The 21,698-nt window shown below is 43.6% G+C and carries 25 protein-coding genes (1 of these 25 running past the window's edge); 12 read left to right on the top strand and 13 right to left on the bottom strand.

Features of this window, described 5'->3' with window-relative positions:
• The 3 genes from QWZ13_RS07455 to zapE form a co-directional block, all read right to left on the bottom strand.
• Positions 1 to 485 carry the 5' portion of a glycosyltransferase family 2 protein gene (locus QWZ13_RS07455; RefSeq protein WP_290281197.1) on the bottom strand. Its footprint begins 349 nt before the window's first position, so only the first 485 of its 834 coding nucleotides appear in the window; it begins with the start codon at positions 483 to 485; the stop codon falls past the left edge of the window.
• Positions 482 to 1,177, bottom strand: a complete 696-nt coding sequence (locus QWZ13_RS07450) for a glycosyltransferase family 4 protein (RefSeq protein ID WP_290283308.1) — start codon at positions 1,175 to 1,177, stop codon at positions 482 to 484. The genes QWZ13_RS07455 and QWZ13_RS07450 overlap by 4 nt, the downstream gene beginning before the upstream one ends.
• A 342-nt stretch (positions 1,178 to 1,519) precedes the next feature.
• Positions 1,520 to 2,623, bottom strand: coding sequence for a cell division protein ZapE (gene zapE / locus QWZ13_RS07445; RefSeq protein ID WP_290281196.1), 1,104 nt, complete (start codon positions 2,621 to 2,623; stop codon positions 1,520 to 1,522).
• 150 nt (positions 2,624 to 2,773) lie between these two features.
• Between zapE and QWZ13_RS07440 the strand changes: the two genes are divergently transcribed.
• On the top strand, positions 2,774 to 3,247 hold the full coding sequence (locus QWZ13_RS07440) for a Z-ring associated ZapG family protein (RefSeq protein ID WP_216001096.1): 474 nt from the start codon (positions 2,774 to 2,776) through the stop codon (positions 3,245 to 3,247).
• Positions 3,248 to 3,313: 66 nt separating this feature from the next.
• Here QWZ13_RS07440 and QWZ13_RS07435 read toward each other — a convergent pair whose 3' ends face one another.
• Complete coding sequence (locus tag QWZ13_RS07435) at positions 3,314 to 3,439, bottom strand: hypothetical protein (protein WP_290283443.1); 126 nt, start codon at positions 3,437 to 3,439, stop codon at positions 3,314 to 3,316.
• On the opposite strand from QWZ13_RS07435, the gene cysD reads away from it, so the two are divergent.
• The gene (cysD, locus tag QWZ13_RS07430; RefSeq protein ID WP_290281195.1) at positions 3,416 to 4,324 is read left to right on the top strand and encodes a sulfate adenylyltransferase subunit CysD; all 909 of its coding nucleotides are present in this window, start codon (positions 3,416 to 3,418) and stop codon (positions 4,322 to 4,324) included. The two genes, QWZ13_RS07435 and cysD, sit on opposite strands and share 24 nt — an antisense overlap.
• Positions 4,325 to 4,342: 18 nt before the next feature.
• Positions 4,343 to 5,968 (top strand): sulfate adenylyltransferase subunit CysN, encoded by a 1,626-nt coding sequence (cysN, locus tag QWZ13_RS07425; RefSeq protein WP_290281194.1) that lies wholly within the window; start codon positions 4,343 to 4,345, stop codon positions 5,966 to 5,968.
• A gap of 69 nt (positions 5,969 to 6,037) precedes the next feature.
• Here cysN and QWZ13_RS07420 read toward each other — a convergent pair whose 3' ends face one another.
• Positions 6,038 to 6,787 carry a Nif3-like dinuclear metal center hexameric protein gene (locus QWZ13_RS07420; RefSeq protein ID WP_290281193.1) on the bottom strand — a complete coding sequence of 250 codons (750 nt, stop codon included), beginning with the start codon at positions 6,785 to 6,787 and terminating at the stop codon, positions 6,038 to 6,040.
• 36 nt (positions 6,788 to 6,823) lie between these two features.
• On the opposite strand from QWZ13_RS07420, the gene QWZ13_RS07415 reads away from it, so the two are divergent.
• A complete protein-coding gene (locus QWZ13_RS07415) occupies positions 6,824 to 7,864 on the top strand; it encodes a S1C family serine protease (RefSeq protein WP_290281192.1) in 1,041 nt (346 codons plus the stop codon).
• 13 nt (positions 7,865 to 7,877) lie between these two features.
• Here QWZ13_RS07415 and malZ read toward each other — a convergent pair whose 3' ends face one another.
• The 7 genes from malZ to QWZ13_RS07380 form a co-directional block, all read right to left on the bottom strand.
• Positions 7,878 to 9,680 (bottom strand): maltodextrin glucosidase, encoded by a 1,803-nt coding sequence (malZ, locus tag QWZ13_RS07410; RefSeq protein WP_290281191.1) that lies wholly within the window; start codon positions 9,678 to 9,680, stop codon positions 7,878 to 7,880.
• Positions 9,681 to 9,855: 175 nt separating this feature from the next.
• Complete coding sequence (gene hisC, locus QWZ13_RS07405) at positions 9,856 to 10,908, bottom strand: histidinol-phosphate transaminase (protein WP_290281190.1); 1,053 nt, start codon at positions 10,906 to 10,908, stop codon at positions 9,856 to 9,858.
• 17 nt (positions 10,909 to 10,925) lie between these two features.
• The gene (gene hisD / locus QWZ13_RS07400; protein ID WP_290281189.1) at positions 10,926 to 12,233 is read right to left on the bottom strand and encodes a histidinol dehydrogenase; all 1,308 of its coding nucleotides are present in this window, start codon (positions 12,231 to 12,233) and stop codon (positions 10,926 to 10,928) included.
• The gene (gene hisG, locus QWZ13_RS07395) at positions 12,233 to 12,889 is read right to left on the bottom strand and encodes an ATP phosphoribosyltransferase (RefSeq protein WP_216001104.1); all 657 of its coding nucleotides are present in this window, start codon (positions 12,887 to 12,889) and stop codon (positions 12,233 to 12,235) included. The genes hisD and hisG overlap by 1 nt, the downstream gene beginning before the upstream one ends.
• A 60-nt stretch (positions 12,890 to 12,949) precedes the next feature.
• Positions 12,950 to 14,221 (bottom strand): UDP-N-acetylglucosamine 1-carboxyvinyltransferase, encoded by a 1,272-nt coding sequence (murA, locus tag QWZ13_RS07390; RefSeq protein ID WP_216001105.1) that lies wholly within the window; start codon positions 14,219 to 14,221, stop codon positions 12,950 to 12,952.
• 10 nt (positions 14,222 to 14,231) lie between these two features.
• Positions 14,232 to 14,462, bottom strand: coding sequence for a BolA family protein (locus QWZ13_RS07385; protein WP_290281188.1), 231 nt, complete (start codon positions 14,460 to 14,462; stop codon positions 14,232 to 14,234).
• A gap of 167 nt (positions 14,463 to 14,629) precedes the next feature.
• Positions 14,630 to 15,310 (bottom strand): MlaC/ttg2D family ABC transporter substrate-binding protein, encoded by a 681-nt coding sequence (locus QWZ13_RS07380; RefSeq protein WP_290281187.1) that lies wholly within the window; start codon positions 15,308 to 15,310, stop codon positions 14,630 to 14,632.
• Positions 15,311 to 15,416: 106 nt separating this feature from the next.
• Here QWZ13_RS07380 and QWZ13_RS07375 point away from each other — a divergent pair, with 106 nt between their 5' ends.
• From QWZ13_RS07375 to QWZ13_RS07350, 6 genes are all read left to right on the top strand, one after another.
• A complete protein-coding gene (locus QWZ13_RS07375; RefSeq protein ID WP_290281186.1) occupies positions 15,417 to 16,406 on the top strand; it encodes a calcium/sodium antiporter in 990 nt (329 codons plus the stop codon).
• A 3-nt stretch (positions 16,407 to 16,409) separates the two neighbouring features.
• A complete protein-coding gene (locus tag QWZ13_RS07370; protein ID WP_290281185.1) occupies positions 16,410 to 17,375 on the top strand; it encodes a KpsF/GutQ family sugar-phosphate isomerase in 966 nt (321 codons plus the stop codon).
• A complete protein-coding gene (lptC, locus tag QWZ13_RS07365) occupies positions 17,375 to 17,938 on the top strand; it encodes an LPS export ABC transporter periplasmic protein LptC (RefSeq protein WP_290281184.1) in 564 nt (187 codons plus the stop codon). The genes QWZ13_RS07370 and lptC overlap by 1 nt, the downstream gene beginning before the upstream one ends.
• Positions 17,928 to 18,452: a lipopolysaccharide transport periplasmic protein LptA gene (gene lptA, locus QWZ13_RS07360; protein WP_290281183.1), complete on the top strand. Its 525-nt coding sequence runs from the start codon at positions 17,928 to 17,930 to the stop codon at positions 18,450 to 18,452. The genes lptC and lptA overlap by 11 nt, the downstream gene beginning before the upstream one ends.
• On the top strand, positions 18,452 to 19,177 hold the full coding sequence (gene lptB / locus QWZ13_RS07355; RefSeq protein ID WP_216001112.1) for an LPS export ABC transporter ATP-binding protein: 726 nt from the start codon (positions 18,452 to 18,454) through the stop codon (positions 19,175 to 19,177). Before lptA ends, lptB begins: the two co-directional genes overlap by 1 nt.
• Positions 19,178 to 19,291: 114 nt before the next feature.
• Complete coding sequence (locus QWZ13_RS07350; protein ID WP_290281182.1) at positions 19,292 to 20,785, top strand: RNA polymerase factor sigma-54; 1,494 nt, start codon at positions 19,292 to 19,294, stop codon at positions 20,783 to 20,785.
• Here QWZ13_RS07350 and QWZ13_RS07345 read toward each other — a convergent pair.
• Entirely contained in the window at positions 20,745 to 20,951 is a 207-nt protein-coding gene (locus tag QWZ13_RS07345; RefSeq protein WP_290281181.1) for a hypothetical protein, read from the bottom strand. The two genes, QWZ13_RS07350 and QWZ13_RS07345, sit on opposite strands and share 41 nt — an antisense overlap.
• On the opposite strand from QWZ13_RS07345, the gene hpf reads away from it, so the two are divergent.
• Both hpf and QWZ13_RS07335 read left to right on the top strand, forming a co-directional pair.
• Positions 20,941 to 21,240, top strand: coding sequence for a ribosome hibernation-promoting factor, HPF/YfiA family (gene hpf / locus QWZ13_RS07340; RefSeq protein WP_216001114.1), 300 nt, complete (start codon positions 20,941 to 20,943; stop codon positions 21,238 to 21,240). The genes QWZ13_RS07345 and hpf overlap by 11 nt on opposite strands.
• 8 nt (positions 21,241 to 21,248) lie before the next feature.
• Positions 21,249 to 21,698 (top strand): PTS sugar transporter subunit IIA, encoded by a 450-nt coding sequence (locus QWZ13_RS07335; protein ID WP_290281180.1) that lies wholly within the window; start codon positions 21,249 to 21,251, stop codon positions 21,696 to 21,698.

Raw genomic sequence — 21,698 nt, 5'->3', positions numbered from 1 at the left:
GACTGAATCAGCTTATGCCGCTTAAAAGATCGTTCTTGCCCGAGCGAGTATAGATAATCAAAATTAAAGCATTGCTTATTGATCACATCCTCTTCTTCTACAGTCTGACTTACTTTCATGTTAAGTCGATATAGGCCTCCTGATACAAAGAACCCTTGCTTTGCTTTTTTCTTATGCTGCTCTATATAATCAAAACGGGGAATACAATCACCATCAGTAAAAACCAGATAATCACAATCGGTATTTCTAATACATTGATTTAGAATTCGTGTCTTTTGAAATCCGTTATCTTCTTGCCATTCATGAACCAAATTCAAACGCCCTCTGTCCTGAAACCGCCGGATAACGTCGGATGTTTCAGTACCGGAGCCGTCATCAGCGATGATGACAGTAAAATCTGAATCCGTTTGATTCTCATATCCCCAAAGGACCTTTTCGAGCCATTTTGGGGATTTATATGTAGTGACGATTGCACCGAGCTTCATTGGTTACTCCAAAGTTTCTGGTAAACACTCATTATTCCATCGACTTCACTCTGCAAGGAAAAGTGTTTTGACACTGTGCTTTTACCCCTCAACTTAAACTGCTCTACCTTGTTACGATCTTTAATAAGTTCTTCTAGTGCATTAGTAAATTGAACTTTATCCCCACAATCCACCAACAAACCATTCTCCCCTTCTTGAATCATATCTGGGTAAGCACCAGTTTTAGATGCCACTATGGCCGTACCCGACACCATAGCTTCAATTGGAACCAAACCAAACCCCTCATAAATAGCAGGGCAGCATACAACATCCAAAGATTGATAAATGGCAGGCATATCTTCAAGCGCTACTTCATTAAGGATGAAAACTTGCTTAGATATACCAGCCGCATGCCATGATTCTTTCATGCTATTGAGTAAAGACATATATTTGGAGGTTGTTTTCCCTACAATTACAGCACAGACATTAGGATATTTTGGCAGCAGTTCACAAATAGCATGCGAGAATATATCGGTACCCTTTTCTGGCCGAACTCTGCCTACTATTCCAATAGAAAAATCGAAAGCACTCCATGACTGACTTTTGTTGTTTTGATGTAGAAAAACATCTAAATCAACTCCATGGGGAACAATAGCCTTCACATTAGGCACAAAACTCGCTGCTTTACTGCTGGTTGCAATCACTGCGTCCATCTTTGAAATCAAATATCGTGGCCACAAGCTGTGCTTCCGAATCGCTGCACTGGTGAAGACCAGTTTTAATCTCCGATTAAGAAAGCGGCGAGCCAAGACACCCCAAAACATTTCATGATTTCTTCGTACATGCCATATAGGATTATCGCATCGAGGGAGTCTACTTAACTTTACCAGCAGCTGAAAAAGGCTTATAGCAGTGATATCACCATGAGGTTTGTTTGCAACAAACGTCACATTGCCAAGTTTAACCAAGCTTGGGAGCAACGACCGAATACTGGCACTAACACCACTGATTCTATGGTGTAAATCTGAAATTATCAGCGTATTTTCTGGCATAAGCTAAGCCTTATGTTCCGCTTTCAAGTACTCTTCCGATTGCATTTCAAGTAACCGGCTAACGGTACGTTGAAATTCAAAATTTAGCTTACCTGTTGAATATATTTCGTGAATTGGTTTTTCAGCCGTCATGAGTAGCTTTACATTTCGATCGTAAAATTCATCGACCATATAAATAAAGCGGCGTGCGCTATCATCATTTTTACCGTTAAATACCGGTACATTACTCAACAAAACTGCATGGAAGCACTGTGCTATTTCAATATAGTCATTTTGTGACCTAGGACCTTCACACAACTCCTTGAAATCAAAAAGAACAACGTCATCGTTCATTCGTCGCGTAACGATCATCCGCCCCAATACATCGAGCGGCTCATTTGTGGTTGATTGGTCGATATCTGGCGCTAAGCGTTCAAAACTATCATTTAAACTCTTCTCAGCTTGATCATCTAAAGGCGAATGAAAAATCTCCACTTGCTTTAACGTTCTTAATCGGTAGTCAGTCCCACCATCCACATTCAAAATGTCGGTATGCTGTTCTAAAAGTTTAATAGCAGGTATGAATTGAGAGCGCTGTAAGCCATCTTTATAAAGATACTTAGGCTCAATATTAGAAGTGGCTATCAGTGTAACACCTTCATCAAATAAGGTTGTCAAAAGCGTCGCTAGAATCATCGCATCACCAATATCACTGACGAAAAACTCGTCAAAACAAAGCACATGTGCTTCTTGAGCAATCTCTTTGGCGACTAATATTAGTGGATTTTTCTTACCTTTATGGCTTTCTAACCCCTTGTGAACTCGGCGCATAAAGTGATGAAAATGTAATCGCTGCTTATTTTCAAATGGAATGGCATCAAAAAAGGTATCCATTAAGTAGGTTTTACCGCGACCAACGCCCCCCCAAAAATAGAGACCTTGAACTTTTTTTCTTGGCTTACCGCTTTTTAAAGCTAAGCGCCCCAGTAAAGTTTGCTCTTTATTGTGTCGCTCAACTAAACCTTCATAAACCACTTGCAATGCTTTAACGGCCATTTCTTGCGAAGGGTCATGACTGAATCCTTCTTTTTGTAAATCGGATTGATAGCGCGTCCAGGGGGTATTCATTCAAGACTCCAAATATTTGACAGGCGGATTGTACTCGCAAGCTAAGGACAATCAATGACCAAAAGGAATAATTGTTTCGATGGCAATAAGCATGAGAAACTTAGCTTCAGCCGCTATACTAGTCAAAACTACATAAATTAGGGAGCTACCATGCTGGAATTACAATGGTCAACATTGATTGCAATTATCATTGCTGCGCTGATCATCGGTTCGTTACTAGGGCGAATATTCCTTAAAAGGGATGGTCAAGACCGGTCAAGTCTTCGCAAACAACTCGATGAACTCAAGCAGCAACACCAAAACTATGAGGTCAGCGTTACCGAGCATTTTGGTCGCACAACAGAGCTCATCGAACAGCTTAGTCAAAACTATACTCAAATAGAAGAACACTTGAACCTGGGTGCTGAAAAATTCATAAACCCAGAATACCGTTTAGAATCAGCTCGTACTGGTGAAACCTCTCTAGAAGAGTTAACACCCCACTCCGGTAACGAATCGGAAGAGCCTGCTGGCCCTAAAGATTATGCACCTAAGCAGCCGAATCAAGAAGGCACACTTTCTGAGACATACGGCCTAAAACGCAGTGATTTCCAAGAAGACCCTACCGAATCATCTAGCCGTTAATTTTTTATACACGTAGGTCAGCTGTAACACAGCGGCCTACGCACCCTCCCCAAGCAGCCTTATCTCTTATTCGAAATAGAGATATAACAAAATGCTCTTATAACTATAATTAATTCTGCAACAAGCTTTGGTATAGTGTCGGCATTGATCCATTAAACGAGCCAAACCATGACTAGCCCAAATTTTACACACTTGAAGCAGCTTGAAGCTGAAAGTATTCATATCATTCGTGAGGTTGTTGCTGAGTTCGACAACCCGGTCATGCTTTATTCCATCGGTAAAGATTCGGCCGTTATGCTTCATCTAGCCCGTAAAGCATTCTTCCCAGGCAAACTGCCTTTTAAGCTTCTGCATGTCGATACAAATTGGAAGTTTAAGGAAATGATCGAATTCCGCAGCAAAATGGCCGAAAAATACGATCTCGACATATTAGTTCACAAGAACCCTGCAGGTTTAGCCCAAAATATAAACCCGTTTGATGACGGAAGTTCAAAGCACACTGATGTCATGAAAACACAGGCCCTTAAGCAGGCACTTGATAAATACGGTTTCGATGCTGCTTTCGGTGGTGCTCGCCGAGATGAAGAGAAATCACGCGCAAAAGAGCGTGTTTATTCTTTTAGAGACCGAAATCACCGCTGGGATCCTAAAAATCAACGACCGGAACTTTGGAATATCTATAATGCGCGAATAAATCGAGGCGAGTCGATTCGTGTATTTCCGCTTTCAAACTGGACTGAGCTTGATATTTGGCAATACATTCATCTAGAAAGCATTGATATTGTTCCTCTCTATTTTGCCGACAAACGTCCTGTGGTTGAACGTGATGGCATGCTCATTAACGTCAATGACGATCGCATGAAATTGCAAGACGGCGAGAAAATTGAATACCGTAATGTTCGCTTCAGAACGTTAGGGTGCTATCCATTAACAGGCGCGGTTGAATCAAACGCAACAACGCTTCCTGAGATTATCCAAGAAATGCTGCTCACTACCACCAGTGAGCGGCAAGGCCGAGCCATTGATCACGATTCATCTGGGTCAATGGAAAAGAAGAAACAAGAAGGCTATTTCTAGGAATACGGAGCAAAGACTATGTCACATCAATCAGAATTAATTTCAACTGATATTAACGCCTACTTAGAGCAGCATCAGCAAAAGGAGCTTTTACGCTTCTTAACCTGCGGTTCCGTAGACGATGGAAAATCCACATTAATTGGGCGCTTACTGCACGATTCTAAAATGATCTATGAAGATCAACTGGCGGCTATTGAAAAAGACAGTCAAAAATCGGGCACAACAGGTGAAAAAGTCGATCTCGCTTTATTGGTAGATGGTTTGGCCGCCGAGCGTGAACAAGGCATTACCATTGATGTTGCTTATCGATATTTTTCGACCAGTCGCCGTAAATTTATTATTGGTGATACTCCGGGCCATGAGCAATATACACGTAACATGGCCACCGGAGCTTCGACCTGTGATTTAGCGATTATTCTAGTTGACGCACGCCATGGCGTTATGACTCAAACTCGTCGACACAGTTTTATTGCACATTTATTAGGAATAAAACACGTTATTGTGGCTGTTAACAAAATGGATTTAGTCGAGTTCAGTGAAGCTCGCTATCAAGAAATCAAAGAAGATTATCTTGAGTTTTCAAAGCAACTATCAATTCCAGACATCCGATTTGTTCCAATCTCGGCACTGGAAGGCGACAACGTCGTAACCCAAAGTTCGAACATGCCATGGTTTAATGAATCACCATTGATGGAGCTCTTAGAAACCATTGAGATAGCCACTGACAGTGATCAGACGCATTTTCGGCTACCAGTACAGTATGTTAATAGGCCAAACTTAGACTTTAGAGGGTTCGCAGGAACTATTGCCGGCGGGCAAGTGTCAGTGGGTGACAAACTGTCAGTATTGCCAAGTGGTCAGTCCTCTTCGGTAAAAGAAATCGTAACGTTCGATGGGAATTTAGAAACTGCCCACGTCGGCCAAGCCATTACTTTAACCTTGGAAGATGAAATTGATGTGAGTCGAGGCGATACCTTGGTCAAATCTGGCGAATCCGCTCCTGTCATTGCCGATGCATTTACGACAAAGTTAGTTTGGATGGCCGATGAAGATATGATCAGTGGGCGCCAATACTATTTCAAAGTGGGTCATCAGCTCGTCGCCGGTACTATCGCACAGGTAAACGAAGCCATTGATGTCAACACGCTAGAAACAGCGCCTGCGAACACATTACACCTCAACTCCATAGCCAACGTGACCATTCATTTAAGCAAGCCTGTTGTTGTCGACCCGTATCAAAATAATCGACACACAGGTGCATTTATCGTTATTGATCGGTTAACCAACGGAACGGTTGCGGCTGGGATGATTGAGTCGGCTACTGAGATTAGCGACCTAAAAATGATAACTGAAGTCGATAGAGAGCTTCGATATCACCAAAAATCTGTCACCGTCGTCATAGACGACAACGATGCTGCGGAAAAAGCGGTTTCCCTAGAGCAAACTCTGTTCTCTTTGGGCCATGCGGCTGTCATTGTTCGGCCTGAAGACGCCCTAACGGTATGCCCCTATATCGAAGCCGCTGGGTTAATCGCAATTGTCGCGGGCAACATAGACTTACCATTTGGACTACTTTACAGCAAGGCAGTTACAGCAACGATAGTAGATGACCTCACCGAAAAAGGCATTCTCCTACCACTTTAATATTCACAATCTCAGCGAAGTGCCTAGCACAACTTAGGCTTCAACTTAGGCACTCGCTGAACATCTCTTTTAAACAGGAATGGGCAGATCGATGAATTGCACTTCAATGTCGAACCGCTGCTCTAGATGTTCGCCTAAAGCTTTGACGCCTCCGCGTTCGGTGGCATGGTGGCCTGCCGCAAAATAATGAACCCCACTTTCCAAGGCCAAGTGAACCGTTCTTTCTGATATTTCACCGCTCACAAAGGCATCTACACCGGCCTCTATTGCCCTCTCCAATTCATCTTGTGCGGCACCCGTACACCAAGCGACGGTTTCAATTTCGTCATTCTCTTCTCCTATATGAATGACATCGAAATCTAAGGCTTCTGTTAATTTCCGTTGCAAGGTAGCACCCGTTTCTAACCCGTCAACTTTTCCGAAAAGCGATAAAGATTGCCCTAGCGAACCTTGAACTTGCCAACCGAGTTGACTCGCCAACTGAACGTTATTCCCTAACGTCTCATGAGCGTCTAGCGGCAAGTGGTAGGCGTATAAATTAATATCATGCTCAAGCAATGCTGCTATGCGACTCTTTTTGATTCCAGCGATTGCTTGGTTTTCGCCTTTCCAAAAATAGCCGTGATGCACGAGAATTGCTTGGGCATTATGAGCAATGGCTTCATCGATAAGCCGCTGGCTTGCTGTAACGCCAGTGACAATTTTCTCGATGACATTACTGCCTTCTACTTGCAATCCATTTGGGCAATAGTCTTTAAATTTCTCTACCTTCAACAAATCCGCAAGATAGGTGTCTAGGTCACTTCGTGAGATAGCCATGCTACACTCCCAATACATTTATATTTAAATCAGTGTATGCAATTTTTAAAAAATCATAAAGAATGGATTCTAACCTTTATCGTCGGAGGACTGGCAGCCATTCTGCTTATTACCAGTGATATTCGTCAGCCTTCTGAGCCTTTGCAGGGTTATGCATCTAGCTTAAAACAGGTTCGCCCCTTTGTTGTGAGCATTTACACTCAATCACAACTAGCAACCGATAATCATTCTCTACTTAATGATCCTTTATTAAATAAGTACATTACCACACTGCCAAAAAGCAGCTTAGGCTCCGGGATTTTGTTAGGAGAAAATGGTTTAGTGGTAACCAATGCACATGTCATCCGCGATGCAAGCAACATTATTATACAAACCTACGATGGCCAACGTGTCCCTGCTGAGCATTACTGGCTAGATGAAGAATCCGACATTGCGCTCATACAAACTAAACTCTCCATTGATCGGGCATTGCCTATTTCAACCAAGACTCAAACCCAAGTAGGTGACATAGCGTTTACAATTGGAAACCCTTTTGGGTTTGGTCAAAGCGTTTCAATGGGCATTATTTCGGCAACAAGTCGTGAGCAGTCTACATTAACGAGCTTAACAGATTTCATTCAAACCGATGCCGCGATAAACCCTGGAAACAGTGGTGGTGCACTGGTGAATAGTATTGGCGAGATAATTGGAATGAATTCGGCGGTGCTCTCAGCCTCAATAGGCGCACAAGGAATTGGCTTTGCAATCCCAATAAACACAGTCAAAAACAAAGTGGCATCGTTGCAAAATCAACCGCCCATGCAACCCAAAATAGCAGGTTTCATCGGCATAGATGTCATAGAAGATAACCAGCTAAACCAACTGCGTATTATATCGGTTAAAAGCGGCAGCCCTGCTCAGCAAGCCGGATTACAGGTAGATGACCTAATAAATAAGATAGATGGCATTGACTTTCGTTCACGTCAGCAGCTGATAGACTATGTTCGCTCACAACCTGTATCTCAAGAATTGAGCTTTAACGTAAAGCGCCAAGGGCAACAAACACGTACCGGTGTGTCTATTGCCCCAAGCCGTTAGTTGTTTCACGGCGCTATTTTTCTAACACCCATGCTTGAACAGATTCCGCTGGCATTGAAACTATAGCCTCACCATGGGTTACACTCGGGTTTGTATTTGCGTCTAATGCCTTCCAACTTCCCTTTTGATTTGGAAAGTTTAAGTGCATAGGTTGATCCTTTGCTTCACCCCGATTGACTGCCACTAAAACAGTCTGTTCGCCTAATACACGAGCGTAAACAAAACAATCTTGGTCTGCGTACACATCAACAAGTGCCCCGGTTTGCAAGGCGGGATACGTTTTTCTTATGTTTATCCAATGTTGCGTATGGGTAAAAATGTTTTCATCCCATTGGCTTTCATCCCATGGAAAAGTTCGTCGACAATCAGGATCGGCTCCGCCTTCCATGCCAATTTCTGTAGCATAATATAAACACGGCACGCCGATATAACTCATCAATATCGATATAGCCATTTTCATTCGTGCTTTATTGCCATTCAACATAGTCAAAAATCGGGGCGTGTCATGACTATCAAGCTGGTTAAATTGCATTAACTGGTGCGAAAACGATACTCGTGCACGAGCTTGCCTCATCCATTTAGTGGTTTCCAGTGCCGTAATACTCACCGGATCACCAGAGATATCGAGATTCGCTAAAAAGGCACGAATTGGATGAGCGAAACCAAAATAATTCATCGCGCAATCTTCTTGGTCACCTTGAAGCCAATCGGTTGCTTCAAAAAAGTGCTCGCCTAAAAGCATCGCGTGTTCATTTTCATGTTTTACGGTTTCTCTCAAAGTTCTAAGGTGCTTATCGTTATTTCTCGCGCCTTTTCCTTCTCCGAGCATGTGCACTACATCCATACGCCATCCATCAATTGCATATGGAGGTTGCATCCACTTACGAATAACAGAATCTTCGCCCGTGATAAAATCTGTAACGTTTTGCTCACAACCGAAATCGAGGACAGGCAATGAGTGATGGCCTTTCCAGCTCCAAATATAGCCTTCATCACTCCAGACAAACCGTGTTTTATCCACTTCATGGCCATTTTTTGCGGACTCAACCCAAGGGTGCGCCAGGCTGGTGTGGTTAATGACAGCATCTAATACGATGGGCATATCTCTTGATTTCATCGAGCTTATCAACGATTCAAGGGCGTCATTGCCACCGAACTGTTTGTCGACATTGTAGTAATCGGTCGTATCGTACTTATGATTACTTTGTGAACTGAAAACAGGGTTTAAATATAATGCCGTGACGCCTAAGGTATCGTTCAGATAGCTTAACTTTGACTCTATGCCAGGCAAATCACCGCCGAAGAACTCAAAGCCGCCCGTTTCTGAACTCGGAAGATCATCCCATTGCTTAACAACAATATCCTGTTCGCCAAGGTACTTATATTCCCCAGACGTAGGTGTGATTGATGGGTCTCCATTGGCAAAACGATCAGGAAAAATTTGATAAAAAACCTGTGAACAGGACCAAGTCGGTAAGCGTCTATCGTGTGTATAGCGGAACATATGCGCATTGATGGGCATGTGAGGCTCTAAGCCAACCGCGCTCAACCATTGGCTGTCTTTTTCCCAGACCAATTTAAACAAATAGAGCGTTAAATCAATATGCTCACTTTTTACTACCTTGGCTTCGTAATGAACCCAGCCTGCCTTTTCAGATACTCGGTTCATTGGGATTAAGAATTCTTCATTATCGGGCTCAATTCGCACGGAGACTTTTGCTGGCTGATCACCAAAAATGGCTAATTTAAGCCAAAGCTCAGAGCCTAAATCTTCAAAATAACCCGGAATGGCTTCATGAAATGCAATGTTATTCAATCGATACCTCTTAGCCAATAAAGCGCAACATAATAAAATGAATCATGGTTCGTCTATTCAGACACATACCAATATTAGAGTGCTAATTTAGTCAAAGGGTTAAAAGAAGACGAGTTGATTTAGGGCGGGGGTGTAGCAAAAAAATGGGTACTAAATAGTACCCATCGCTTAGGAATTACAGTGCGTTTAGTACTTGAATAAAGGTTTCCATTTCCTTCGGTGTGCCTATACTGATACGCAGATAATCATTTAATCCAGGTTTATCAAAGTATCGAACGAGTACATCATTGCTTCTAAGCCGATTAAAAACATTTTTAGCGCTATCGTGGTTGGGCTTGGCAAAAACAAAATTCGTTTTACTCGGCAACACATCAAACCCTTTGTTTAAAAGCTGCTCTACAGTCCACTCACGTGTATCAATAATACTATCGCAACATGACTTAAAGTATGTTTCATCTTCAAAGGAGGCAACCGCAGCCACTTCCGCTAAACGATCAAGTGGGTATGAATTAAAAGAATTCTTCACACGATCCAGTGCTTCTATTAAATTTGCATTACCCATCGCAAAACCAATTCGAAGCCCAGCAAGAGAGCGCGACTTCGAAAGAGTCTGGATAACCAAAAGATTTTTAAACTCATCAATTAAACTGACAGCACTTTCACCGCCAAAGTCGATATAGGCTTCATCAATAATCACAACCGACTCGGTGTTTTCCGCTAACAATCGGCGAATATCTGACAACGGCAGGCAAATTCCAGTAGGAGCGTTTGGGTTGGGAAAAATAACGCCTCCGTTCGGCTGAGTGAAGGCATCCACATCTACAGAAAAGTCTTTCTTAAGACCTTTAGTATTGGTTTCAATTTCAAACAAGTTCGCATACACAGGGTAAAAGCTATAACTAACTTTAGGGAATTGAATCGCTGATCCTTGTTTAAAAAAGGCCACAAAACTGTGCGCTAATACTTCGTCTGATCCATTACCCACAAATACCTGGTCTTTTTGTATGCCGTGATAACTTGCAATGGTTTGCTTTAGCCGGCTCGAATCAGGGTCTGGGTATAATCGAAGAGCAGCGATCTCATCTTCTGACACAACTTCATTCACCTTAGGTGAAGGCGGATAAGGATTTTCATTGGTGTTTAATTTTATTAAATTTTTAACCTTCGGTTGTTCGCCCGGAACGTACGGTTCTAGGTTCTCAACGAGAGGGCTCCACAGTTTTGCCATAGATTGGTGCTCCTCTTTTAAGGCTTAATAATGCGCATTTCGGCACTACGTGCGTGAGCCGTAAGCTCTTCACCACGCGCCAGCACAGAAACGACTTTGCCCAGTTCACTGGCGGCGAGCGCACTCGCGCCAATAATAGAGCTGCGCTTCTGAAAATCGTACACGCCTAATGGGCTAAAAAATCGAGCCGTACCACTGGTCGGCAATACATGGTTTGGTCCTGCACAATAATCACCCAATGGCTCGGATGTGTGCCGCCCCATAAATATTGCGCCAGCATGACGTATATCTTGAAGCCAAGATTCTGGGTCTTCTATAGACAACTCTAAGTGCTCTGGTGCAATAATATTGATGAGCTCTTTCGCTTCTTCTAATTGATCCACATGAATCAATAAGCCACGATCGTTCAACGATTGCTCAATAGTCTCTTTTCGTTCCATTGTAGGTAATAGCTTTTCTATTGAAGCCAACACCTGATCTAAAAACTGCGCATCTTGAGAAATTAAAATAGATTGTGCATCGTGTGAATGTTCGGCTTGGGAGAATAAATCCATCGCAATCCAATCAGGATGTGTCTGGCCATCGCACACAACTAATATTTCGCTTGGACCCGCGATCATATCAATGCCAACCTTGCCAAAAACCTGCTGCTTAGCAGTGGCAACAAATGCGTTACCAGGGCCGACTATTTTATCAACGGCCGGTACCGTTTCCGTTCCGAAGGCTAACGCCGCAATGGCCTGCGCTCCGCCGATTAAAAATACCTTGTCGATACCAACAACGTAAGCCGCTCCTAAGGTGAAGTCACTGACTTTGCCATCGGGTGCCGGTGTCGCCATAACCACTTCTTGTACACCGGCCACCTTTGCAGGCATCGCATTCATAATAACCGAGGAAGCCAGCGGTGCTACGCCACCCGGTACATAAATGCCAACTTTGTCCATAGCCGTTACTTGCTGGCCTAAAACCACACCGGTTTCATCGGTATAGCGCCAACTCTTCGCTAGTTGTTTTTCGTGGTAGGCTGTAACTCGCTGAGCAGATACACGAAGCGCCGCTTGCTGTTCTTCAGGCAGCCGATTGAACGCAGCTTTAATCGCCTCGGCACCTAGAACTAGTTCATTGCCACTGGATACACTGAAACGATCAAACTTCTCTGAATACTTTAAAAGGGCTTTATCACCATTAAGGCGAATGTCGGCGATGACGTCGGCAACTAACTTTTGCATATTGCCATCAGAAACTGACTCCCATGCCAGCATCTTTTCAAGTTCAGTGGTAAAGTCCGTATCAGATTTAGACAATTTTTTAATAGAGAAAGCCATCAGCTATTTGCTCCATTGTTAGCAACAGCGGCCTCAAGCATATCGACAATGGGTCGAATTTTTTCGTCTTTCATTTTCAACGCTAATCGGCTGGCAATTAAACGGCTACTCACATCGGCAATAAACTCATCCGCTTCCAGCCCGTTCGCCACCAACGTATTGCCGGTATCTACAATATCAACGATGACATCGGCTAGATTCATAATGGGAGCAAGCTCCATTCCGCCGTATAATTTAATTAAATCTACTTGTCGGCCTTGTGCTGCATAATATTGACGCGCGATGTTGATAAACTTGGTCGCCACTTTTAATCGCCCATGCGCCACTTCTGCACCTTTCATTTTGCCTGTCATCAGTTTGCAGCGAGCAATATTGAGATCAAGTAACTCATACATTTCTTGAGCGCCGTGTTCCATCAGAACATCTTTACCCGCAACGCCTAAATCGGCCGCACCATATTCTACATAGGTCGGCACATCGACCGCTCGAATGATAATGAAACGGACATTTGGCTGCGTTGTTTCAAAGATTAATTTGCGAGAGGTATGCACATCTTCTAAAGGCTCAATGCCGGCTGCGGCAAATAATGGCAAGGTCTCTTTTAAAATACGCCCTTTTGAAAGCGCAATGGTAATACTGTCGGCACTTTGTTGCATGAGTTCTCAAATTCTTTTATTTAATTGGCCCTTAGCAAAAAGGCTAAGGGCATCATTGGGCTAGTTGCCAGATATTCGCTTAATGGTGGCACCTAAACCGGCGAGTTTTTCTTCGATACATTCGTAACCACGATCTAAATGGTAAATTCGATCGACCAGCGTTTCACCTTCGGCTACAAGTCCAGCAAGAACTAAAGAAGCTGATGCTCTTAAGTCTGTGGCCATAACGGGCGCTCCGGTTAGCCTTTTTTGGTCCTGACCGGTGATAATAACGGTATTGCCTTTAATTTTTGCTTGAGTTCCCATGCGCTCTAATTCGCAGATGTGCATGAAACGATTTTCAAAAACAGTTTCTTCTACAGTGCCGGTGCCTTGCGCTACAGCATTTAACACAGTGAACTGAGCTTGCATATCGGTAGCAATAGCCGGGTAAGGCGCGGTAGTGATATCAACCGCCTTTACTTGTCGGCCATTCATATCAATAGCGACCCAATCTTCTCCCTGAGTGATTAACGCGCCAGCCTCTTCCAATTTTGAAACCACAGCATCTAAGTGCTCAGGAACCACATCTCTTAACTTAACTTGACCACCAGCAATCGCTCCGGCAATTAAGTAAGTACCCGCTTCAATGCGGTCGGGTAATACACGGTGGTGTGCCGCGTGCAGGGCTTCAACCCCTTCAATAGTGATGGTATCTGTACCAGCGCCGGTAATTTTAGCGCCCATCGCTATCAAGCAATCGGCTAGATCAATAATTTCTGGCTCTTTTGCGGCATTTTCAAGCACAGTCGTGCCATCGGCGAGCGCTGCGGCCATCATGAGGTTTTCTGTTCCACCCACGGTTACGATATCAAAAAAGATACGAGCACCTTTCAAGCGACCATTTGTGCGAGCACGAATATAGCCATCGGTCACTTCAATCTCCGCTCCCATGGCTTCTAAACCGCGTAAGTGCAAATCAACTGGACGGCTACCAATGGCACAACCACCGGGCAAAGAGACGTTGGCTTCACCAAAGTGCGCCAACAACGGGCCCAGCACCAAAATAGAGGCACGCATGGTTTTCACCAATTCGTATGGCGCGGTGTACTCGGTTATGGTACCTGCGGTAACTTCTACACTCATATCTTCGTTTAGAACAACACTGACGCCCATGCAACCCAAAAGACCAATTAGGGTGGTAATGTCATTTAAATGCGGTAAGTTACTTAAACTAACCGTCTCTTTGGTTAAAAGCGTTGCAGCCAAAATAGGCAATGCTGCATTTTTAGCACCTGAAATGCGAACTTCGCCATTTAATGTAGCGCCGCCGGTGATTAATAGTTTATCCAAGACAGTGTCCTTATTCGGCTTCGCTAGGCGTTTTGAGGTCCATCGATACAGCGTGAATTTCGCCGCTTGAAATTTGATCATTTAACAAGGCATACACCATTTGCTGACGCGGAACGGCTCTTTTGCCTTCAAACAAAGCAGAAACGATAGAGACCAAAAACTTAGCACCCTCTCCTTCTACGTGAATTTCACTGTCGGTAAAGGTATCAACAAGTAAGGCTTTAACTTGATCTGCTGTCATTTTATCTCTCTAAAATAGGGTTGTGTTAAAAAACGCGGCAATTATACGCAATGCGATTAAAAATCTAAATCAAAAGCTAAGTAATCTGCTACTTTGCCCTTAAAAATGCGCCATATTTCTCATATCTATGTGGGTTAGCCCCAGCATTACAACTTAAAACAGGTTAATTATCGAAACTTAGTTGAGCTGTAAGCCTCTTCCGTAATTCTTTCCCATTCAGCAATCGTGGCGTCTAGGTCACCTTCTGTTTCTTTATAAATTTGCTGAAACTGCGTTCGAAAAGTAACACCTAAATTTATTCCATTGAAAATCGCATTTTGCATCTTCCAGTCTTCTTCCTCTTTACTGTAATAGACACTCTGAACTAAAGAGTACTTTGGTCCTTCAGGAGAAATAACATCCATATAAACGCGGGTGTTTTTATAAGTATCCTTTTTATCGTCTTGGCTGGGTAACACTTCGACCTCATAAGCGCCAAACGTGTATATGCCCCCTGCGTAGGTATTTATCATTGAACGCTTAAATACATCTAAAAAACGAATCTTTTGCTCTCGTGTCGCATTATCAAAAGCATCTCCCATCACTCTACGAGCGATGATTGTATAGCCAATAACGGGCTCCAGGACCTCAGAAACCTCATCTAAATAGGCCAGCCTTTTCTCTTCACTTTGATCGCCTTCGTACTTGCGAACCACTGATAAAATAGCCTTAACCCCGGCCTCAACGCTTTCTTGAGCGCTACGAGAGGGCGTAAAGGCGGTTGCTTGGCTTATCAACAACATCATTAAAACGAGCGCACTCAATATTGGTTTTATTATCATTTCTCTCTCCCTACCATTAACAATCATAACTAGCCCTAAGCCTACTAGATTAAACCTTAACCTAGGTTGAAAACAGTGACTTTTACCCGACTTTTCTTAAAGACCATTGCAATATACTGATAAAATCCGTTAAATGCGCCCTCGATTACCTAAAGGATCCCAAAGCGACATGCTTCTATTTTCTCTATCCATCGTCATCGGCCTTGCCTTTTTGGTGTGGAGCGCCGATCGCTTCGTGGCTGGTAGTGCAGCCATCGCTAACAATTTCGGTGTACCACATATTATTATTGGCGTAACCATTGTCTCCTTAGGTACCTCTGCACCGGAAATTATTGTCGCAATATTCGCAGCCTTAGAAGGAAAACCCGAAATGGCTATGGGAAATGCTCTCGGCTCTAATATTGCCAATATCGGTTTAGTACTCGGTATTACTGCCCTAGTTGCACCTATTCCTATCAGCAAACGCTTAATTATGAATGAAAATTTAGTGTTAGCCGTGATTACGGCCGCTGTGGGTGTCATTTTATATAATTTATATTTAGGTCGCTTAGAGTCATTATTTCTGATTGCCGCAATGGTGGCATTTTTAGTTTGGATTTACCTACAAAACAAAGATCAATCAGATGACTCTGACTTTGATGATGAAATCCCAAATGATATGAGTAATTTAGCCGCCTTCTTATGGTTTGCTATTGGGTTAGCTGTGTTGCTAGCCAGTGCGCGCTTGTTAGTGTGGGGCGCTACCGGCATTGCTAAAGAGTTCAATATCAGCGATGCCATCATAGGTGCAACCATTATTGCCGTGGGTACGAGCCTACCTGAACTGGCGGCTTCTGTTTCTTCTGCTTTGAAAAAGCACCATGATATTGCAATTGGCAACGTTGTTGGCTCGAATATTTTCAACCTACTGACGGTATTGCCGGTGCCTGGTTTAATTGCAGCAGGTGCTTTTTCCAGCCAGTTGTTTCAAAGAGACTACTTGGTAATGGCGATTCTCACTTTGGCATTATTTATAATGTTGATCATTCGAGGTTTACAAGGAGCGAAGATGGGTCGTTATTTAGGGGCGCTATTTGTGCTAATGTACGTCACTTATGGTTACATAGCGTTTCAGGCGATTTAATTAATGAGCAATTCTCAAAACATCAACAATGCTAAACGCACCTTTGATATTGAAATCAAAGCACTGCAAGCCTTATCGAATACATTAGATGACCAATTTGACCGCGCCTGCGAGCTTGTTCTTAATTGCACAGGCCGCGTTGTAGTAACAGGTATGGGTAAATCTGGCCATATAGGCAATAAAATTGCGGCATCTTTGGCCAGTACCGGCACACCTGCTTTTTTTGTGCATCCTGGAGAAGCCAGTCATGGCGATATGGGGATGATCACCAAAGATGACGTCGTTATTGCTTTGTCTAACTCAGGAGAGGTGACTGAAGTTGTCTCCCTATTACCACTCATTAAGCGCCTAGGCGCTAAGTTAATTGGTATGTCAGGCAATAACAGCAGCAGCTTAGCCTTAGCCTCCGATGCCCACCTATATTGTGGCGTGGAACAAGAAGCTTGCCCATTAAATTTAGCCCCTACGGCCTCTACCACAGCGGCGCTAGTCATGGGTGATGCACTAACCGTTGCATTGCTTGAGGCTCGAGGCTTTACCGCCGAAGAATTCGCCTTTTCACACCCTGGTGGCAGTTTAGGACGAAAGTTATTACTCAAAGTGGGCGATATAATGCATACAGGTGAATCCATTCCTGTAGTGTCGCCATCGACGATGGCCAGCGAATCATTGGTAGAGATGACTCGAAAAAGCCTAGGATTAGTCACTATCCAAGAAAACAATCAGCTCATTGGATTGTTTACCGACGGCGACTTGCGTAGAGCCATTGATAACGAAACAGACTTCAAAAATACGACAATAGAAACCATCATGCATAAATCACCGGTGACAATTTCAGCGGATGTTTTGGCCGCTCAAGCGCTGTATCAGATGGAAACTTTGAAGATTACATCCCTAATTGTGGTTGAAGAATCTGCAGTCGTAGGTGTAGTACATATGCACGATATTTTGAGAGCGGGCGTGGCTTAATGGTCCAATCGCGTCCTATTATCCCGATATTAATCGCGATAGCGGCCGCGAGTTTGCTTTATCTGTTACAAGAAGATGATATTCAACCCTCTGAGGAGCAATCCATTGTGTTGCCCGAGGGTTCACCCGATATCTATATGACGGGCGTAGACATCACACGATACGACGAGCAAGGTCAGGCAACGTTGCACGCCAAAGGTGAGTCACTGACGGTATTTAATGACCCAAAGCGCACAGTATTCGCACAGCCCATTATTCATTTAATTGACCAAGAGCAACGCACATGGCGTATCACGTCTAGCATCGCGTTCATTGATGAAAACGACAACATAGATTTCCAAGAGAATGTAGTGGCTACACAACTCATAAGCTCCCCGCCCTTGATACTTAGAACCGAACAACTCTTGGTAGATCCCGCTAAAAATGCATTAAAAAGCGATCTGGCCGTGCAAGTTACTCAAGGTCAGCAACGCATTAAAGCCATAGGAATGACGGCAGAATTAGATACAATGGGTACAAATATTCACTTTTTATCTGAGGTCTCATTCGTTTATGAACCATAAAATACGAAACATTTGGCGAGTTTGCAGCTTAAGTTGCTTAGCCGCGACCGCACTCGCACTACCAGCAGACCGTGAACTGCCGATCACCGGACAATCAGATAAAAAAACCTTTGAAACCGCGACAGGGCTAGTGACCTTAACGGGCAATGTCTTTATTCGCCAAGGCCATTTAGAAATCTACGCACAACAAACCAGCTTAGAGACGAACCAAGAAACAAAGCAGCTCCAGCAACTCATAGCAACGGGGAGCCCAGCGCGATTTATCGACTTACCCAACGAAGATGGAAATTCCGTTGAGGTCTCAGGCAATTCAATTGAGTTTTACCCAGCCAAAAACCTCATCATCACTATTGGAAACGCTCAGATTAGCCAAAACGGAAACACCGTTAATGGTGAGCGTATCGAATACAACACTGTAACCGGCCTAATGAACATTCAGTCGCAACGCGCGCTCACGGGCAACCCTGAAGATGAGCAAGCTGAACTCGTCATTATTCCTGGAGCAATTGACTGATGGCCATTCTAAGCGCTCAGCACTTAGCGAAAAGCTACAAAAAGCGCCCGGTGGTTATCGATGTCAGCATCGATGTCGAAGAATCCCAAATTGTTGGGTTACTCGGTCCAAATGGCGCGGGTAAAACCACCTGTTTTTACATGATGGTTGGCTTAGTTGCCGCCGATAAAGGAAAAGTAACCATCAATGGTGAGGAAGTTACGCACCTACCCATGCACGCACGTGCCGCGAAAGGACTGGGGTATTTGCCCCAAGAAGCATCGATTTTCCGTAAACTGAGCGTACAGGATAATATTTTAGCTATATTACAAATGCGCAAAGACCTAAATAAGGCTCAACAAAAAGAACGCTTAGAAGGGTTATTAGAGGAATTTAGCGTTACGCATATTCGAGACAGTCTGGGAATGGCGCTTTCAGGCGGAGAACGACGCCGAGTTGAGATAGCACGAGCACTAGCAATGGAGCCTAAGGTTATATTGCTCGATGAGCCCTTCGCCGGTGTTGATCCCATTTCTGTTGGGGACATCAAAGAAATTATTTACCATTTACAAAAACGAGGCATTGCTGTGCTCATCACCGATCACAATGTTCGTGAAACGCTCGACATCTGCGAAAAAGCCTACATTGTCGGCAATGGCCACATTATTGCCGAAGGCAGTGCCGAAGATGTATTAAGTAATCAGACCGTGCGCGATATTTACCTCGGAGAACAATTTCGCCTTTAAAACGAGTAAACTATTTTTACGTTATAACGGGCTAATCTAATTAAATCGGTTATGATGAGCTATAGGTATTCAGTTATTATTGTTAAATCACGTGTAAGTGAGTAGTAAAAAAGTATGAAGACATCTCTACAACTTAAAATGAGTCAGTCTCTGACGATGACGCCGCAGTTGCAGCAGGCGATTAAGTTATTACAACTATCCACTCTCGATTTACAGCAAGAAATTCAAGAAGCTTTAGACTCTAATCCAATGTTAGAAGTCAATGAAGACATGGCATCTGCCGATGCTGATCATTCGGCAAAAAATACAGCCAAAGAAGACATCGTTGAAACACCCGATACCGCCAACGAGCCGACTAAAGAAATTGAAATAGCCGAAAATATTCCCGATGATCTGGGCGTCGATAGCTCTTGGGATGACATCTATACTCACACGCCTACCAGCCACGGCACAGCAAGTGCAGACGACGATTACAACTTAGAAAATGTACATGGCACTACAGATTCATTGCTCAGCCATTTACAATGGCAACTCAATCTTACGCCGATGTCGGACAAAGACCGAATAATCGCCGAAGCGATCTTAGAAAGCACTGACGATGATGGCTATTTATCGAGCCAAGTTAACGATATTTTTGAAGGCTTGGTTGAAGACCTTTCTGTTGAAGATAATCCGCTTGAACTCGATGAAGTCGAAGCGGTACTGCACCGTTTACAACAGTTTGACCCTCCTGGCGTCTGTGCCACAGATTTATCCGATTGTTTATCCATTCAGTTAAAACAACTTCCCAGCGATACCGATCATAGAGATATTGCCATCAAGTTAGTGGAAGACCATATTGCCCTACTCGGCACAAAAGATTTCACGGGCATTATGCGCAAGCTTAAAATCAAAGAGGATGAATTACGTGCGGCTATATTGCTCATTCAGACTCTTAACCCTAAGCCAGGAAGCACGGTAGATACCGGAAACTCGGAATACGTTGTTCCTGATGTCATTGTAAGCAAAGACATCAAAAACAATCGATGGCGCGTTGAATTAAACCCCGATATTGCACCCAAACTTCGAGTAAATTCCTCATATGCCTCTATGGTTAAGCGTGCCGATAACTCTTCCGATAACAATTACCTAAAAGATCACTTGGCCGAGGCGCGCTGGTTTATTAAAAGTTTGCAAAGCCGGAATGAAACGCTGCTCAAAGTCGCCACTACGATTGTCGAGTTTCAACGCGGGTTTTTCGACTATGGTGATGAAGCCATGAAACCCTTAGTGTTGCACGATATAGCCCAAGCAGTAGACATGCACGAATCCACTATTTCGCGAGTTACCACTCAAAAGTACATGCATACGCCCCGTGGTATCTATGAATTGAAGTATTTCTTTAGCAGCCACGTCAGTACAGACTCAGGTGGTGAATGCTCAAGTACCGCAATTCGCGCATTGATAAAAAAGCTCATTGCGGCTGAAAACACACGGAAACCGCTCAGCGACTCTAAAATCGCAACCCTTTTAGGCGAGCAAGGAATCAAAGTAGCGCGACGAACCATTGCTAAATATAGAGAAGCACTCAACATTCCTCCGTCAAATGAACGTAAGAGTTTGACTTAACGCATAAATATTTCAAATTCGACTTGAAGTTTTGACCGACAAGAGCAATATTTAATAGTAAGAAGAATAAATTAGCTTGATGAACAACAACTTCGTTGTTCAACCCCGATCTACTCAAGGGAGTGGATCTTTTATAACTGCAAGAGGAGCAGCCCATGCAAGTCAATATCAGCGGTCACCATGTTGAAGTCACAGAAGCCCTCCACGAATTTGTAAATGCACGTTTAGAAAAGCTACAGCGACACTATGATCAAATAGGAAATGTTCAAGTGACGCTCACCGTCGAAAAGCTAAGACAAAAAGCGGAGGCTTCGATTAACATTAAAGGCGCGCAACTGCACGCTGAAGCCGTCGATGAAGATTTATACACTTCTATTGATCAAATGACAGACAAACTCGATCGCCAACTTTTAAAACATAAAGAAAAAGCGGTCGCACGCGCACACGGAAACTAAAGTCACTTATGACATCATTACAACAAGTACTGAGCGTTGAACGAACCTTTATTGGCCACTTCGGCGCAAGTAAAAAGAAAGTACTTCAAACGCTTGCTGAGCGACTATCTCCGTCGCTCAGCGGACTCTCAGAACACGCCCTATTTGATGCACTGGTTGCACGCGAACGATTAGGAAGCACTGGCATTGGTTTAGGTGTCGCTGTTCCCCATTGTCGCTTAGATGGTATTCATTCACCCATCGCTGCATTAGTTAAACTCGATAAAGCGGTCGATTTTGAAGCCATTGATCACAAACCCGTCGATATTATTTTTGTTTTAATCGTTCCACCTGAAGCCACCGATGAGCATTTACAGTTATTAGCAAATGTCGTCGAAAGAGTTAATAATTCTGCTACACTAGATAACATACGCGACTGCGACACGGTTGAAGCATTATTCAATACGTTTGTTAGCTAA

This window comes from Reinekea marina (genome assembly GCF_030409715.1).
GTDB lineage: Bacteria > Pseudomonadota > Gammaproteobacteria > Pseudomonadales > Natronospirillaceae > Reinekea > Reinekea marina.
This window is presented reverse-complemented; position numbering and strand designations above follow the sequence as displayed.

Excerpts from the sequence above, each read along its gene's own strand:
- QWZ13_RS07415 (WP_290281192.1), top strand. The coding sequence starts at position 6,824 with ATGCAATTTTTAAAAAATCATAAAGAATGGATTCTAACCTTTATCGTC.
- QWZ13_RS07440 (WP_216001096.1), top strand. The coding sequence starts at position 2,774 with ATGCTGGAATTACAATGGTCAACATTGATTGCAATTATCATTGCTGCG.
- QWZ13_RS07375 (WP_290281186.1), top strand. The coding sequence starts at position 15,417 with ATGCGCCCTCGATTACCTAAAGGATCCCAAAGCGACATGCTTCTATTT.
- hisD (WP_290281189.1), bottom strand. The coding sequence starts at position 12,233 with ATGGCTTTCTCTATTAAAAAATTGTCTAAATCTGATACGGACTTTACC.
- QWZ13_RS07385 (WP_290281188.1), bottom strand. The coding sequence starts at position 14,462 with ATGACAGCAGATCAAGTTAAAGCCTTACTTGTTGATACCTTTACCGAC.
- QWZ13_RS07350 (WP_290281182.1), top strand. The coding sequence starts at position 19,292 with ATGAAGACATCTCTACAACTTAAAATGAGTCAGTCTCTGACGATGACG.
- QWZ13_RS07335 (WP_290281180.1), top strand. The coding sequence starts at position 21,249 with ATGACATCATTACAACAAGTACTGAGCGTTGAACGAACCTTTATTGGC.
- QWZ13_RS07370 (WP_290281185.1), top strand. The coding sequence starts at position 16,410 with ATGAGCAATTCTCAAAACATCAACAATGCTAAACGCACCTTTGATATT.
- lptC (WP_290281184.1), top strand. The coding sequence starts at position 17,375 with ATGGTCCAATCGCGTCCTATTATCCCGATATTAATCGCGATAGCGGCC.
- QWZ13_RS07420 (WP_290281193.1), bottom strand. The coding sequence starts at position 6,787 with ATGGCTATCTCACGAAGTGACCTAGACACCTATCTTGCGGATTTGTTG.
- lptA (WP_290281183.1), top strand. The coding sequence starts at position 17,928 with ATGAACCATAAAATACGAAACATTTGGCGAGTTTGCAGCTTAAGTTGC.
- hisG (WP_216001104.1), bottom strand. The coding sequence starts at position 12,889 with ATGCAACAAAGTGCCGACAGTATTACCATTGCGCTTTCAAAAGGGCGT.
- cysN (WP_290281194.1), top strand. The coding sequence starts at position 4,343 with ATGTCACATCAATCAGAATTAATTTCAACTGATATTAACGCCTACTTA.
- zapE (WP_290281196.1), bottom strand. The coding sequence starts at position 2,623 with ATGAATACCCCCTGGACGCGCTATCAATCCGATTTACAAAAAGAAGGA.
- hisC (WP_290281190.1), bottom strand. The coding sequence starts at position 10,908 with ATGGCAAAACTGTGGAGCCCTCTCGTTGAGAACCTAGAACCGTACGTT.
- cysD (WP_290281195.1), top strand. The coding sequence starts at position 3,416 with ATGACTAGCCCAAATTTTACACACTTGAAGCAGCTTGAAGCTGAAAGT.
- QWZ13_RS07380 (WP_290281187.1), bottom strand. The coding sequence starts at position 15,310 with ATGATTGTTAATGGTAGGGAGAGAGAAATGATAATAAAACCAATATTG.
- hpf (WP_216001114.1), top strand. The coding sequence starts at position 20,941 with ATGCAAGTCAATATCAGCGGTCACCATGTTGAAGTCACAGAAGCCCTC.
- QWZ13_RS07450 (WP_290283308.1), bottom strand. The coding sequence starts at position 1,177 with ATGGACGCAGTGATTGCAACCAGCAGTAAAGCAGCGAGTTTTGTGCCT.
- lptB (WP_216001112.1), top strand. The coding sequence starts at position 18,452 with ATGGCCATTCTAAGCGCTCAGCACTTAGCGAAAAGCTACAAAAAGCGC.